Origin of the sequence: Thalassospira permensis NBRC 106175, assembly GCF_000714555.1 — a bacterium.
Classification (GTDB): domain Bacteria; phylum Pseudomonadota; class Alphaproteobacteria; order Rhodospirillales; family Thalassospiraceae; genus Thalassospira; species Thalassospira xiamenensis.
Genome location: NZ_AUNC01000001.1, coordinates 326,710 through 340,460 on the forward strand (window position 1 = coordinate 326,710; position 13,751 = coordinate 340,460).

The window sequence follows — 13,751 nt, forward strand, 5'->3', positions numbered from 1 at the left end:
TCGAAAGTCACAAGGCGCATTTCATCTGCGTGATCCGAACCAGAACCGGGGGAAGCAGCCGTGTCCGAAACAGGGGCGAAAAAGGATCAGGATCCCGACGATCTGCCAAATGATAACCTCGATGATGAACTTGATGATCAACTCGATCATCTGGCCCGCCAATTCATGGATCTTTGGCGCGAACAGGTTGCCGCGACAGCCGATGGTGCCGACGCGGCGAGCGCCATCGGACGGCTTTATGCATCGCTCGGGGCCGATACATCGCGGATCGGCGAAGGATTTGAGGCATGGGGCAAGCTGATCGGGCAATTGGCGACCGGCCAGAAACCCGGGGCTTTTCCCGGTGCTCTTCCGGGGGCTGTGCCGGGTGGGTTCCCCGGAATGATGTCCGGAATGATACCCGGTATGACGCCCGAAACGCTTCCGGAAATGATGAAGGGCACACCGATGGACCCGGCGGCCAATCCCATGGCGGCCATGATCCATCAGATGTCAAAAATGGCGATGCCCGGAATGACCGGCGCGACCAGCAAGGCCAATGTCGATAAAAAGGCCGATCCGGGCACGACCGCCAAAGAGGCTGGTAAGGCTGAAGCGACCAAAGGCAAGACAGGCAAAAGCAATAAATCGGGGCAGGGAAAAAATGAGCGCGCAAAACCGACAGCAGACAAATCCGCCGAAAAGGGCAAGCAATCGTCGCGCCGGGCCAAGGCCGCTGGCGATGCATCTGGCAGTCGAGATGACGAGCTGGTTGAGCTCGCGCGCCGCATTGCCGATCTTCAGGAAACAATATCTGCCCTGGAGGCCGGAACTGCAGGATCGGGCGATGAAGCTCCTGAACGAGATGGAAAAACATCATCCTGATGATATCGCGCAGGCCCTTGATCGCGTCGCCTTTGCCAATCAGTCGGCCTTTCATGACGGTGTGCGCGCCTATCAGAAACACGGCTATAAACGTGGGGTCGATGATGCGCCCGTAATCTGGGAAGACGGCGCAACCCGCATCCGCGATTACGGCGCAGTCGAAGAAGCCAAGCCCAGAAGCCCGCTTGGCATTGTTGTGCTGGTGCCGTCTCTGGTGAACCGTGGCTATATCCTTGATCTGAATAAAAAACGCAGCTTCGCACGTTTTCTGGCCAAGGCCGGATATCGGCCGCTTCTGGTCGATTGGGGCTATCCCGGCGAAGAAGAAACCCATTACGGCCTTGATGATTACATCGCGGGCCGTCTGGTCACCGCCCTTCAGGACATCGCCGATATGAATGGCGGGCCGGTGCCGATGATCGGTTATTGCATGGGGGGCGTGCTCACGCTGGCCGCGACCTTGCTTGACCCCGCACAGGTATCGCGTCTGGTCCTGCTGGCAACCCCCTGGGATTTCATGGCGGCTGGCCCGACGCAGGGCAGGATTGCCGCGGCCTTCGCGCCCTCTTTGCCCCATATGCTATCGATCCATGACAGCCTGCCGGTCGATGTGCTGCAAAGCCTGTTTGCCAGCCTCGATCCCTTTATGATCGGGGAAAAGTTCCGCCGCTTTGCCTCCATCCCCGCCAATTCGGCCAAGGCCGATGATTTCGTCGCGCTTGAAGACTGGCTGAATGACGGTGTGCCGCTGACCCGCCGGGTGGCGATTGATTGCCTGATTGGCTGGTATGTTGAAAACAAACCGGCCAAGGGCGAATGGCAGATCGACGGCATTGATATCAACCCGGCTGATATCAGTTGCCCGACCTTGGCCGTGATCCCCGAAAATGACCGGATCGTCCCGCCTGAAAGTGCACAGGCCCTTTTCGCAAGCTTGCCGGAAGATGTGCGAACCGAACTGCACCCATCGGCAGGTCATATCGGCATGATGGTCGGATCGCGCGCGGAAAAATCAACCTGGGGACCGGTGCTCGACTGGCTGGCGGAAACGCAATAATCAGAAGCCGGTTTCGGGCGCCACCGTCGGCTTGGTTTGCCAACGTAGCGTCAGGCGCGCAAGGGCGGCAATGATCAGCAATGTCAGGATCACCCGCCCGACCAGAACGACCCAGATATCCGCACCAAGGGCCAGCATGATCGCCGTATCCTCAATCAGGGAATGCGACAGCGACAGCCAACTGAGCGACAGGAAAAGCGTGCGCGGCGGGAAGTTCTTTTTACGCGCCTCGTCAATGATCAGCGCCCCGCCATAAGTCAGGCCCAGCAACACACCGATGGTCGTTACCGGGGCGACGTCGCGCGATAATCCCGAAACCCGCAGGATCGGCATCATGCCGCGCGTGATGCGCTCGGTAATGCCGGTTTTATCAAGGATATCGAGCAACACCAGCAATCCGACAATCACGCCAAAGGTCACGACAAGCGATTTTATCGTCTGGATGGTCCATTCGACCCAGCCATCCATACCGGTGGCGACCACAGCCGTCTCGCCGCCCGCCATCCAAGAAAAATCAACCGGCTCGGAAAGCCAGCCGGTGGTATTGCTGATCCATGTGACCAGTGCGGCGTAGAACACCGCCGCGCCAAGCCGAAGGGCCGTGGTCGTGATCAGGCTGGCCCCGGCGCGTTTGACAATCGCCTGTTCGACTGGAAGCCCATGGGCAAACAGCATCATCGCGCAAAGCGCGCTTAGCTGGGCGGCTGTCATATCCAAATGGGCGGATAACCCGATAAACGCCCCGACCGCGCCATACATGCTGACCAGCGCACATGTTGCCCAGATCAGACCGGCTTCGGGCGGTAATCCGATCAGGCTCATGATGGGGGACAGCAGGTCGGATGCAAAGGCAACCGCGCCGAATTCATCGGCAATCCGCACAATGATCATGACGGGTAACATGACCTTGATCAGGGTGATGAACAAACGCTGGCTGCGGTTTAGCAAATTCAGGAAATAGCGATGCATGGGGCGCGAGGTTCCGGGCTTCTTGGGTGGTACGAAGGGCATATGTGGGGCAGTCATTTAACGATGCGCATCCTCGCACAGTCGATATATTATTGTGCGGCGAAATCACGTGTTTCCGTGCAATAATAAAGCGTACTTTCATCATACCGCGCTTCGGAGTTGCATATATTGGCCGACCTTGACCGTATCGATACCAAAATCCTTCGGATATTGCAGGAAAGCGCGGATATCGCGAATGCAACGCTTGCCGATCATGTTGGCCTGTCACCATCGGCCTGCTTGCGCCGTGTTGCCAAGTTGCGCGAGGCTGGCGTCATTCGCAAAACCGTGGCGGTGATTGATCCCGCGCTGGTCGGACGGCCATTAATTGCGGTGATCAATCTGGAATTTCATCGCCATGGCAACCGCTACCGGCAGGACTTCATCAAAAAAGTCCGCACCCTTGAAGCCGTTCGGCAATGCTACCTTGTCACTGGCGAGGTCACCGGTGTTCTGGTCCTACATATGCGCGACATGGCGGAATATACCGCCCTATGCGAAACCCTGTTTGACGCGGACGACAACATCGTCTGGTACCGCACCTATATCGCGACAGAGGTATTAAAGGATGAAGTCGGGGTTGCGTTATAGCCGTTTCAGGCAAACTATGAGGATAACGATCTGCGCGGATTTGCCCGGCCCATACACCCGGAAACAAAACTGTCCGAAAGTGGTGCGTATCAATGCTTGGCTTTTTGTTGCGTCGCGATAAGATCGTAGGTGGATTGCAGGTCCGATCATCAGGATCGTAAAGGTCCGGGGAAAAACGTATTCAAGATATAATCGGAGGGTTTCATGACAGACGTCGTAATTGTGGGTGCCGCACGCACACCGATCGGCGCTTTTAGCGGTTCGCTGGCCAATACCCCAGCACACGAGCTTGGCGCTGTTGCCATCAGGGCGGCTCTGGAACGTTCCGGTGTCGAGGCGGATGCCGTAAACGAGGTTATTTTCGGTCAGGTCCTGACCGGCGGGGCCGGACAGAATCCGGCACGCCAGGCGGCAATCGCTGCTGGCATCCCCGATACTGCCACCGCCTTTGTCATCAACCAAGTCTGTGGATCGGGCCTTCGCACCGTTGCCCTTGCTGCCCAGCAGATCATGGCGGGTGACGCTAAAATCGTCGTTGCCGGTGGTCAGGAAAACATGTCCATGTCGCCGCACGTTGCCAATCTGCGTGCCGGTCACAAGATGGGTGATGTCAAATTCATCGACAGCATGATCAAGGATGGCCTGTGGTGCGCTTTCAATGGCTATCACATGGGCAACACCGCGGAAAACATTGCCACTAAATGGCAGATCACCCGCGAAGAACAGGATGCCTTCGCGACCGCGTCACAAAACAAGGCCGAAGCCGCCCAGAAATCCGGCCGCTTCAATGATGAAATCGCCCCTGTTACCCTTTCCTCGCGCAAGGGCGATGTGGTCTTTGATGCCGATGAATATCCGCGTCATGGTGCCAGCCTCGAAGGCATGGCGAAACTACGCCCGGCCTTTGATAAGGAAGGCACGGTAACCGCCGGTAACGCATCGGGCATCAATGACGGGGCCGCTGCCCTGATCGTGATGTCCGCCGACGAAGCCGCTAAACGCGGCCTGACCCCGCTTGCTACGATCAAAAGCTGGGCGACCGCCGGTGTTGATCCGGCTGTTATGGGCTCCGGCCCGATCCCGGCATCGCGCAAGGCACTTGAAAAAGCCGGTTGGTCGGTTGGTGATCTTGACCTGATCGAAGCCAACGAAGCCTTTGCCGCACAGGCGATTGCGGTGAACCGTGACATGGGCTGGGATACCGACAAGGTTAATGTCAATGGCGGGGCGATTGCCCTTGGCCATCCGATTGGTGCATCGGGCGCACGCGTCTTTACCACCCTGCTTTACGAAATGCAGAAACGCGATGCCAAAAAGGGCCTTGCGACATTGTGCATTGGTGGGGGCATGGGGGTCGCACTGTGCGTCGAACGCTGATCGCTTCGAACCATCTGATTGGATGAAACGTGCAGGGCGGCCTCCTTTGGGGGCTGCCCTGTTTGTTTACCCGAGGATGCAGATGAAATTCGACCAGAGTTTACGCATTTTACGTGACATGAATCATGGATGGGAAATAAAGTTACATTTATAATTGATTTTGTGGATTAAAATTTCGCATGTCGTAGAAGGGCAAACTACGGGATACCGATACATGAATTGGATGACTGAAGTTTAGGGAGGCGACCATGACAAAAACGGCACTGGTAACCGGTGGCACACGCGGAATTGGCAAGGCGATCAGCCTGGCGCTCAAGGAAGCGGGCCATACGGTTGTTGCAAACTATGCAGGCAATGATGACGCTGCCCGCGCTTTCACCGAAGAAACCGGCATTGCGACCTTCAAATGGAGTGTTGCCGATGCCGATGCCTGTGCGGATGGCATTCGACAGGTGGAATCCGAACTCGGGCCGGTTGATATTCTGGTCAATAACGCGGGGATTACGCGGGACGGCTTCATGCACAAGATGTCGGTTGACCATTGGCAATCGGTGATCGAAACGAATTTAAGTTCGCTGTTCTATATGACCAAGCCGGTGCTTGAAGGCATGCGCGAACGCGGGTTCGGGCGGGTCGTCAATATTTCGTCGATCAACGGTCAGGCCGGTCAGCTCGGCCAGACCAACTATTCCGCCGCCAAGGCTGGGGTGCATGGTTTTACCAAGGCACTGGCACAGGAAGTCGCGCGCAAAGGTATTACGGTCAATACCATCGCGCCGGGTTACATCAATACCGACATGGTCGCCGCCGTTCCGGAAAAGGTTCTTGAGGGCATCATCGCGAAAATCCCGGTTGGTCGTCTTGGCGAGGCCGAGGAAATCGCGCAGGCCGTGCTGTTCCTGTGTGGCCCGAATTCCGGCTTCATCACCGGTTCCTGTCTGTCGCTCAATGGCGGGCAGCATATGTTCTGATCGTACTTCTTGCGCTCACTCTCATCAAAACACCCCGCAGCAATCCTGCGGGGTGTTTTGCATTTACAATCACGCTTTCAGAGCATCCTCGGTATTAACGACCTTGGCAAACGCATCGGCCAGAATGGCCAGTTCGGCGCGGTGCAATTCCGCGGCCGGGATGGCAGCGTGATCCACTGTCGCGGGCAGATCGCGTGTGGTGACCGCATCCCCCGCGATGGTGACCTGCAATCCCTGTTCGTTGGCGGAACGTGCGGTGGTCGACACGCAGACATGTGTCATGAAACCGGCCAGCACCACATGTTTCAATCCGGCCTGATCAATCAGGTCGCGCAAGTTTGTCCCGCTAAAGGCATTGGGCACATTCTTTGTCAGAACCAGCTCGCCGTCGCGCGGGGCGACTTCATCCATGATCTTGGCATACGGACCTTCGGGATCAAACAGACCCTGTCCGTGATGCTGGATATGGATCAAGGTGCCGTTCTGCGTGCGCCAATGGGCGATCAGGCGGGCCACATTGTCCAGTGCAGGTTCAAGCCCTGATAGCTTCAACCTGCCACTGCGATATTCTTCCTGGGCATCGATCACGATCAATGCAGCATCCCGCGCCGATCCGGTCGGAAGTTCAACGCCAAGAATTTCAAAGATGGATTGTGCACTCATGGTGGCTGTCCTTTCAAAGTCATTTGAATGGCCTGATCATGTATCTGCATGTTTGCAGTTTAAATCCGTCAATTTGCAGATATGATCTGCGCATATGCAGAAATTATAACCGGGTGATGATCCATGGATTGGGAAGCCTTGCGGACATTCGCCGTCGTTTGCCGCGCAAATACCATGAGTGCGGCCGCGCGTGAACTTGGCGTCAACCAGACGACGATTGCGCGTCGTATTGCCCGGCTTGAAGAAACCACCGGCTTTCCCGTCCTGCTGCGTCGGGATGGCCAGATGCGCCCGACATTGCGCGCACAAAGCCTTCTGAAAACCGCAAGGGCGATGGAGGCCGAAGTCAGTACCTTGCTCGAAGCAAATGGCACTCTGTCGGAAAAGGTAGCCCGTCCGGAAATATCGGGTGTTGTTCGCGTTGCCGGGGTGGATGTGATTTTTGAAAACTGCATTGCCCCGCGTTTGGGGGAACTGACATCAAACCATCCATCCCTTTGCGTCGAACTGATTGGTGGCAACCGCAATCTAAGCCTGCCGCAACGTGAAACCGATATTGCGCTACGCCTTGCCAGGCCTCAAACCGGGGCATTTCACATCCGGAAAATCGGTGTGATGGAATACGGTATTTATGGTCCCGATGGGATCAATGACCCGACCGATGCACCGTGGGTCGATCTTGACGACGCGTTTGCCGACAAGCCCGAACAGATATGGCTCAACCGCCATTTCCCTAACCGCCAAACCATCAGCCGTTCCAATCGCGGGTCCATCATGGCGACGATGGCATGTTCGGCCAATGCCTTTGCCCTGTTGCCACGATGTTTGGGGGATCGCGTCGCGGGGCTGACGCGCAAACCCGATATAGAGCCGGAGGGACGCGAAATCTGGCTCCTGATCCATCAGGATATGCGCCATGTGCCGCGCGTGCGGGTTGTTGCCGAATGGGTGTCTGATGTACTGATTGGCAGTGCGGCAATTAAATCCGTGTGATCCTGCATTGTTCGTTTGACAGTCTGCTGTCTTGGTTGTGATTATTGAAATATTACAACTTATGGTGTGGGCAGGGGCAGGCCATGGACGCACACAAAAAATACACATCGGCCAACCGTGCCGCATGGGATGCCTCTGCACCATTGCATGAAGCCGGTGAAACCTGGCAACGACTTTTGGCCGAGGTTGCGAAAGCCGATTTCTCGACGTTCGACGAAACCTTGCGGGAAACGTTGGAGGATGTCGGTGTCGTGGGAAAACGCGTCGTGCAGGTGTGCTGCAATAACGGTCGCGAAGTGCTGTCCTTGTCGGCCATGGGCGCAAAAACTGTGCTTGGGATTGATCAATCCGATGCATTTCTCGCGCAAGCCCGGAAACTGGCGCATCTATCGGGACGGAAATGTGATTTTCTCAGTGCTGACATTTACGAATTGCCGGAAGATACGCCGGGCGATTTTGACCTTGGTTTGATTACCATTGGTGTTCTGAACTGGATGCCGGATTTGAAACGTTTCTTCTATGCCGTCTCAGGGCTGCTGGCTCGGGATGGGGTGCTCGTTATCTATGAAACCCACCCGTTTCTTGAAATGTTTGATCCGACTTCTGCCGATCCGTTTTCACCGTCGCAATCATATTTTGAGCGTGGACCGCACGCAAACGAAGATAGCATCACCTATGACGGATCTGATGGCGGGCAGGGGCCGGTTTCATGGTGGTTTTCCCACACGATGGGCGAAATCGTGTCTGCGGCTGTCGCTGCCGGATTAAAACTGGAACGTTTTAACGAATATCCGCATTCAAATCGGGAAACTGAATTTGATATCTATGAAGACAGGAAAGTCCAGATCCCGATGTGCTATACGCTGGTGTTGCGAAAAGAACGGTAATTCAAAACATCCTATCAGGCGTTATTTATAATAATGGCTGTGCCGAACTTGCTGTACTCGGCAACAGTTCTGGCATTGGGGATATCATTATCCAATGCTTTCTGCCGCGCTGAAGGCTGGTCATGTCCGTGGTCAAGCCACCGCTGAATAAGACGCTTTTCCAAAACCGCAAGCGGTGTGTCGATGAACAGGGTCAGGTCGAACAGGCTTGCCAACTGATCCCACGGCGACTGATTGAGCAACAGATAATTGCCTTCGACCAGCACAATGCGATGGCGTTGTGAAACGCATCGGGCCGATCCGCGTGACAGTTCCAGATGGCGGTCGAATACCGGGACATAAACATCGTCATCATCGGTACGGATCGCTTCAAGCGTGCGTTTGAAGCCGCCGGTATCAAACGTTTCCGGCGCACCTTTACGCGGCAGCAGTCCCCGCGCAGAAAGGATGGCATCATCGAAATGATAGCCATCCATCGGCACGACAACAGCCCCGGCTTCATCACCCCCCAGATGGTGATGAAGCCGTTCGGACAAAGTCGATTTGCCCGAGGCTGGTGCTCCGGCGATCGCGACAAGGAGGCGTCGATCACCAATCTGTCTGTCCCTGATCATCGCCGTCAGGGTGTCGATATCCGGCACCATGAATTCAGGCCGCCGCAGATATTTCTGGCGGCTCCTTTGCTCCGGTCATAAAGGCGACCGCGTCCGACATGCTGTAATCATCAGGATTGATCGTGCAAAGCCGCTTGCCCAAACGATGAACATGGATGCGATCCGCCACCTCGAACACATGGGGCATATTGTGCGAAATCAGCACAATCGGCATGCCGCGCGATTTGACATCGGCAATCAGTTCCAGCACCCGGCGGCTTTCCTTGACCCCAAGGGCCGCGGTCGGTTCATCCATGATCACGACGCGAGATCCGAAGGCCGCCGCACGGGCAACCGCAACCCCCTGCCGCTGCCCGCCCGAAAGCGTTTCGACCGCCTGATTGATGTTCTGGATCGTCATCAGGCCAAGCTCGGAAAGCTTTTCCCGCGCGATGCGTTGCATGCCCTTATGGTCAAGGGCCCCGAAATATTTGCCCATAAAACCCGGTTTGCGCAGCTCGCGCCCCATGAACATGTTATCCGCAATCGACAGGGCCGGCGAAAGCGCAAGGTTTTGATAAACCGTTTCAATCCCGGCTTCGCGGGCTTCCATCGGGGACGAAAAATGCACCGGCCTGCCATCAAGCTCGATCACGCCTTCGTCCACCGTGATCGCCCCCGAGAGCGCCTTGATCAATGATGATTTTCCCGCGCCATTATCACCGATCACCGCAAGGACTTCGCCGGGATAAAGGTCAAAATCCGCGTGATCAAGTGCGGTCACCCGGCCATAGCGTTTAACGATACCGCGTGCGGTCAGGACAGGTTTTTTATCCGTGCTCATGACGATACCTTTCTGATCCACTGGTCGATTGCAACGGCGATAATCGTCAGCCAGCCAATCGCAAACACCTGCCAAAGAACATCAACCCCGACAAGCCGAAGCCCTGAATTGAACACCCCAACGATCAGCGCCCCAATCAGCGGCCCGATGATCGACCCGCGCCCGCCAAACAGCGAAATGCCGCCAATCACAACTGCGGTAATCGATTGCAGGTTTGCTTCCTGAAAACTTTGCGGCGAGACCGAGCCAACACGCCCGATCGATGCCCACGCACCAATGCCACAGACAAGCCCGGCAAGGCCATAAACCATGATAAGCGTGCGGTTGGTGCGAATGCCTGAAAGTTCGGCGGCTTCCTTGTCATCGCCGATGGCATAAACATGCCGGCCCCAACTGGTATGGTTCAGGATGTACCAAAGGACGGCAAAGATGACGAGCATCAGGACCGAGCCATAGGTGATCCGCGCCCCGCCAATCGCGATGCTTTCGCCAAAGAATTTCAAAAGCGGTGCGATTTCATCCAGTGTCTGGCTACGGATCGACTGCGCGCCCGAAAGCCAAAGGTTCAGCGCAAAGAAAATATTCCACGTGCCCAATGTCACGATAAAGGGCGGTAACTTGATGCGGGTGACGAGAAACCCGTTCAGCATCCCGGCCAGAATGCCGCCGACAAACCCGATCAGGATGGCAAGCGGTGCGGGGACGCCAAGCGTGATCGCAAGTTGCCCCATAATGACCGACATCAAAACCATGATCGCACCGACCGAAAGATCAATCCCGGCGGTCAGGATCACAAGGCTTTGTGCGGCGGCCAGAATGCCGATGATCGAAACCTGCTGCACAATCAGCGACAGGTTGAACGGCGAAAAGAACTTCGGTCCCGCCAGTGCACCAAAGATGATAATCGAAATGACAAGGACGATCACCGGCACCATCGTCGGATTGCCATGCAGGAAATGTTGCGTGGCATCCAGAAAGTTCCGGCTTTTATGGTCGAACTGCGCAACCGCCTTGTCGCTGGCGTCAAGCGTCTGTTCGTATTCCTGTTTCGTGCGAGATGTGCGAGCAGGTTCGCTCATCGCTTCCTCCCGGCTTGGTCGTGAACATGGGTTGCGAAAAATCATGCACAACAGTTCATCAAATGCCCCCGCCGGTTCTGATGACCGGCTTGGATCGGGTAGGGGCAGACCAAGTGTAACCTTTTTGTGGGACAAGAGGGCGGCGTTTATGACCGCCCTCCTCGAATATCAGATCGTCACGCTAAGGGGCTTAGCCCCAGCAGCGTTTCATGCCTTCATCGATATCAATCGACGGAACACCTTCGGCTGGATCACCGGTCACAAGGTTGACCCCGGTATCATAGAAGTTAAGACCTTCGGTATTGGCTGGTTTTTCACCGCTTTCGGCCCAGGCCTTGATCGCCTCGATACCCTTATAGGCCATATCAAGCGGATATTGCTGCGATGTTGCGCCAATCACGCCATCCTGAACGTTCAGAACGCCCGGGCAACCGCCATCGACCGACACGATCAGAACGCCGTCTTCCATGCCAAACGATTTCAGCGCCTCATAGGCACCGGCGGCTGCCGGTTCGTTGATGGTATAGACGACATTGATTTCGGAATCCTGCTGTAACAGGTTTTCCATCGCCTTGCGGCCGCCTTCCTCGTTGCCGTTAGTGATGTCATGGCCAACGATGCGGGGATCATCTTCGTCACCGATTTTGTTCGGGTCCTTGATGTCGATCCCGAACCCTTTCATGAAGCCCTGATCACGCAGAACGTCAACCGATGGGGCACTTGGCGTCAGGTCAAGAAACGCGATTTTCGCATCCGAGGCCTTGTCGCCGAGCTTGGCAGCGGCCCATTGGCCGATCAATTCGCCCGCCTTGAAGTTATCGGTGGCAAAGGTCGCATCGGCGGAGTCGATTGGCTCAAGCGGGGTATCAAGTGCAATGACGAGCAATCCGGCATCACGCGCCTTTTTGACAACCGGCACAATCGCCTTGGTGTCCGATGCGGTCAGAAGGATACCCTTCGCACCCGATGCGATGCAGGATTCAATCGCCTGCACCTGGGTTTCATGGTCCCCATCGATTTTACCGGCAAAAGTCGAAAGGTTGACACCATTGGCAACCGACGCGGCCTGCGCGCCTTCCTTCATTTTCACAAAGAATGGGTTGATGTCGGTTTTGGTGATAAGGCAGGCACCGATTTCATCGGCTTTGGCAGCATGCGGTGCAGCGGCAAGGCCAAGCGCAAGCGCCCCAAGGGTGGCGCCAACAAGAGTCTTCTTCATCTGTTTCCTCCCAGGAATAACCTGATAATCAGCCCTTTGGGCCGGATTTGTTCATTTTGCGACAGGTGGAACGTATCGTTGCGCACGTCTTTTGTGCCTGTCTGTTGCCTACGACACACCAAATGCTCGAGGCTGTCAATTAATAAATCCGATTGATTTATTAATTAATCCTGTCACTCTCAAACCCATTCGGGCAATAAAGAACCCGAGTGGGAGGATAAAAATGACACCTTCACTGTATATCAACCCGGACATTGCCGGGGATGAGGGACAGGGAGCGCGTCCGCTTCATCCGGGCGGGGGTGCAAACCAGTTACGCGTGCGCGCCTATAATGAACGGCTGGTATTGTCACTGGTACGTCGCAATGTCGGATTGTCGAAGGCCGATATTGCCCGTCTTTCCGGACTTTCGGCGCAAACCGTTTCCGTGATCATGCGTGCGCTGGAAAAGGATGGATTGCTTAAACGCGGCGATCCGGTGCGCGGCAAGGTTGGCAAACCATCAATCCCGATGGCACTTGATCCCGATGGCGTTTTTTCATTCGGCCTTAAAATCGGGCGACGCAGCGCCGAACTGATCCTGATGGATTTTGTCGGGACTGTCCGCGCCAGCCTGAACGAAGCCTATAAATACCCGACCCCGGACGGCATCCGCAAATTCGTGCGCGCCTCGGTCGAACAATTGTCGCGCGACCTGTCAACCACGCATCGCCAACGCATCGCCGGGATCGGCATTGCCGCCCCATTCGAATTATGGAACTGGGTCGAAGAAGTCGGCGCTCCGCCCGAAGATATGAGCGCCTGGCGTGATGTCGATCTGATCGACATCATCGGCGAAATCGTGCCGTTCCCCGTGTTTCAGCAGAATGACGCCACGGCGGCCTGCGGGGCGGAACTGGTGTTTGGGGCAGGGCCGAATTATTCCGACTTCGCCTATTTCTTTATCGGATCGTTCATTGGTGGCGGGGTGGTGCTCAATCAGGCGCTTTATGCTGGTAAAACCGGCAATGCCGGGGCCTTTGGCTCGATGCCTGTCCCGTCGCGATCCGGTCATCCCAGCCAGTTGATCGATCAGGCATCCATCTTCGTGCTCGAAGAAATGCTGACCCGCGAAGGCCGTGATCCCGCCCTGCTTTGGAAGGATCCCGATTACTGGCATCAGCTTGGCGCGACCCTTGATCTCTGGATCGATCACACCGCGCGCGGCCTTGCGATTGCCATTACCTCGGTCTGCTCGGTGATTGATTTCGAAGCCGTCATTGTCGATGGCGGCTTCCCCAAAGATGTCTGTGCCAGAATCGTCGATGCCACGCGCAAGGCCACCCTCAAACTCGACCTGCAAGGCATCGCCCCCCCGCATATCGAACAGGGTGCGGTCGGCAGTGCCGCACGTGCCATCGGTGCCGCCAGCCTGCCACTGTTTTCGCGCTATCTGCTTGATCAGAACGTCCTGTTCAAACAGATGGCCTGACTTCTTTTGGCGCAAGCTTTCCGTTTAGGGTCAACAATGGTGATCCTTTCAGTGATCAGGGCTTTAAACTCCTTGGAACTGAAAGCTGTTTCCAACTATAACAGGGGCTGTTGACTTTGGTTTGATAGCCTCTG

At 56.0% G+C, this 13,751-nt stretch carries 14 protein-coding genes; 8 read left to right on the top strand and 6 right to left on the bottom strand.

Features of this window, described 5'->3' with window-relative positions:
- The first annotated feature begins 60 nt into the window (after window positions 1–60).
- Entirely contained in the window at window positions 61–864 is an 804-nt protein-coding gene (locus SMB34_RS01395) for a hypothetical protein (RefSeq protein WP_037987315.1), read from the top strand.
- Window positions 827–1,921 carry an alpha/beta fold hydrolase gene (locus SMB34_RS01400; RefSeq protein WP_240478715.1) on the top strand — a complete coding sequence of 365 codons (1,095 nt, stop codon included), beginning with the start codon at window positions 827–829 and terminating at the stop codon, window positions 1,919–1,921. The genes SMB34_RS01395 and SMB34_RS01400 overlap by 38 nt, the downstream gene beginning before the upstream one ends.
- Here the strand turns inward: SMB34_RS01400 and SMB34_RS01405 are convergent, their stop codons facing one another.
- Window positions 1,922–2,947, bottom strand: a complete 1,026-nt coding sequence (locus tag SMB34_RS01405; protein ID WP_240478716.1) for a nucleoside recognition domain-containing protein — start codon at window positions 2,945–2,947, stop codon at window positions 1,922–1,924.
- A 111-nt stretch (window positions 2,948–3,058) separates the two neighbouring features.
- Between SMB34_RS01405 and SMB34_RS01410 the strand changes: the two genes are divergently transcribed.
- The 3 genes from SMB34_RS01410 (at window position 3,059) to phbB (ending at window position 5,868) form a co-directional block, all read left to right on the top strand.
- Window positions 3,059–3,520, top strand: coding sequence for an Lrp/AsnC family transcriptional regulator (locus SMB34_RS01410; RefSeq protein ID WP_037987319.1), 462 nt, complete (start codon window positions 3,059–3,061; stop codon window positions 3,518–3,520).
- Between the two features lie 204 nt (window positions 3,521–3,724).
- On the top strand, window positions 3,725–4,897 hold the full coding sequence (locus SMB34_RS01415) for an acetyl-CoA C-acetyltransferase (RefSeq protein ID WP_037987320.1): 1,173 nt from the start codon (window positions 3,725–3,727) through the stop codon (window positions 4,895–4,897).
- A gap of 248 nt (window positions 4,898–5,145) precedes the next feature.
- Complete coding sequence (gene phbB / locus SMB34_RS01420) at window positions 5,146–5,868, top strand: acetoacetyl-CoA reductase (protein ID WP_037987321.1); 723 nt, start codon at window positions 5,146–5,148, stop codon at window positions 5,866–5,868.
- 69 nt (window positions 5,869–5,937) lie between these two features.
- On the opposite strand, the gene SMB34_RS01425 is transcribed toward phbB, so the two are convergent.
- Window positions 5,938–6,531 (bottom strand): cysteine hydrolase family protein, encoded by a 594-nt coding sequence (locus SMB34_RS01425; RefSeq protein WP_037987322.1) that lies wholly within the window; start codon window positions 6,529–6,531, stop codon window positions 5,938–5,940.
- A 123-nt stretch (window positions 6,532–6,654) separates the two neighbouring features.
- Here SMB34_RS01425 and SMB34_RS01430 point away from each other — a divergent pair, with 123 nt between their 5' ends.
- Window positions 6,655–7,524: a LysR family transcriptional regulator gene (locus SMB34_RS01430; RefSeq protein WP_037987323.1), complete on the top strand. Its 870-nt coding sequence runs from the start codon at window positions 6,655–6,657 to the stop codon at window positions 7,522–7,524.
- An 83-nt stretch (window positions 7,525–7,607) separates the two neighbouring features.
- Window positions 7,608–8,411 (top strand): class I SAM-dependent methyltransferase, encoded by an 804-nt coding sequence (locus tag SMB34_RS01435; RefSeq protein WP_037987324.1) that lies wholly within the window; start codon window positions 7,608–7,610, stop codon window positions 8,409–8,411.
- A 14-nt stretch (window positions 8,412–8,425) separates the two neighbouring features.
- Here the strand turns inward: SMB34_RS01435 and SMB34_RS01440 are convergent, their stop codons facing one another.
- The 4 genes from SMB34_RS01440 to SMB34_RS01455 form a co-directional block, all read right to left on the bottom strand.
- Complete coding sequence (locus SMB34_RS01440; protein WP_037987325.1) at window positions 8,426–9,055, bottom strand: nucleoside triphosphate hydrolase; 630 nt, start codon at window positions 9,053–9,055, stop codon at window positions 8,426–8,428.
- A 4-nt stretch (window positions 9,056–9,059) separates the two neighbouring features.
- Window positions 9,060–9,848 carry an ATP-binding cassette domain-containing protein gene (locus SMB34_RS01445; RefSeq protein WP_037987327.1) on the bottom strand — a complete coding sequence of 263 codons (789 nt, stop codon included), beginning with the start codon at window positions 9,846–9,848 and terminating at the stop codon, window positions 9,060–9,062.
- Entirely contained in the window at window positions 9,845–10,927 is a 1,083-nt protein-coding gene (locus tag SMB34_RS01450; RefSeq protein WP_037987328.1) for an ABC transporter permease, read from the bottom strand. Before SMB34_RS01450 ends, SMB34_RS01445 begins: the two co-directional genes overlap by 4 nt.
- Before the next feature lie 190 nt (window positions 10,928–11,117).
- Complete coding sequence (locus SMB34_RS01455) at window positions 11,118–12,146, bottom strand: sugar ABC transporter substrate-binding protein (protein ID WP_037987330.1); 1,029 nt, start codon at window positions 12,144–12,146, stop codon at window positions 11,118–11,120.
- A 223-nt stretch (window positions 12,147–12,369) separates the two neighbouring features.
- On the opposite strand from SMB34_RS01455, the gene SMB34_RS01460 reads away from it, so the two are divergent.
- Window positions 12,370–13,617, top strand: a complete 1,248-nt coding sequence (locus SMB34_RS01460; protein ID WP_156962619.1) for an ROK family transcriptional regulator — start codon at window positions 12,370–12,372, stop codon at window positions 13,615–13,617.
- Window positions 13,618–13,751: the final 134 nt, after the last annotated feature.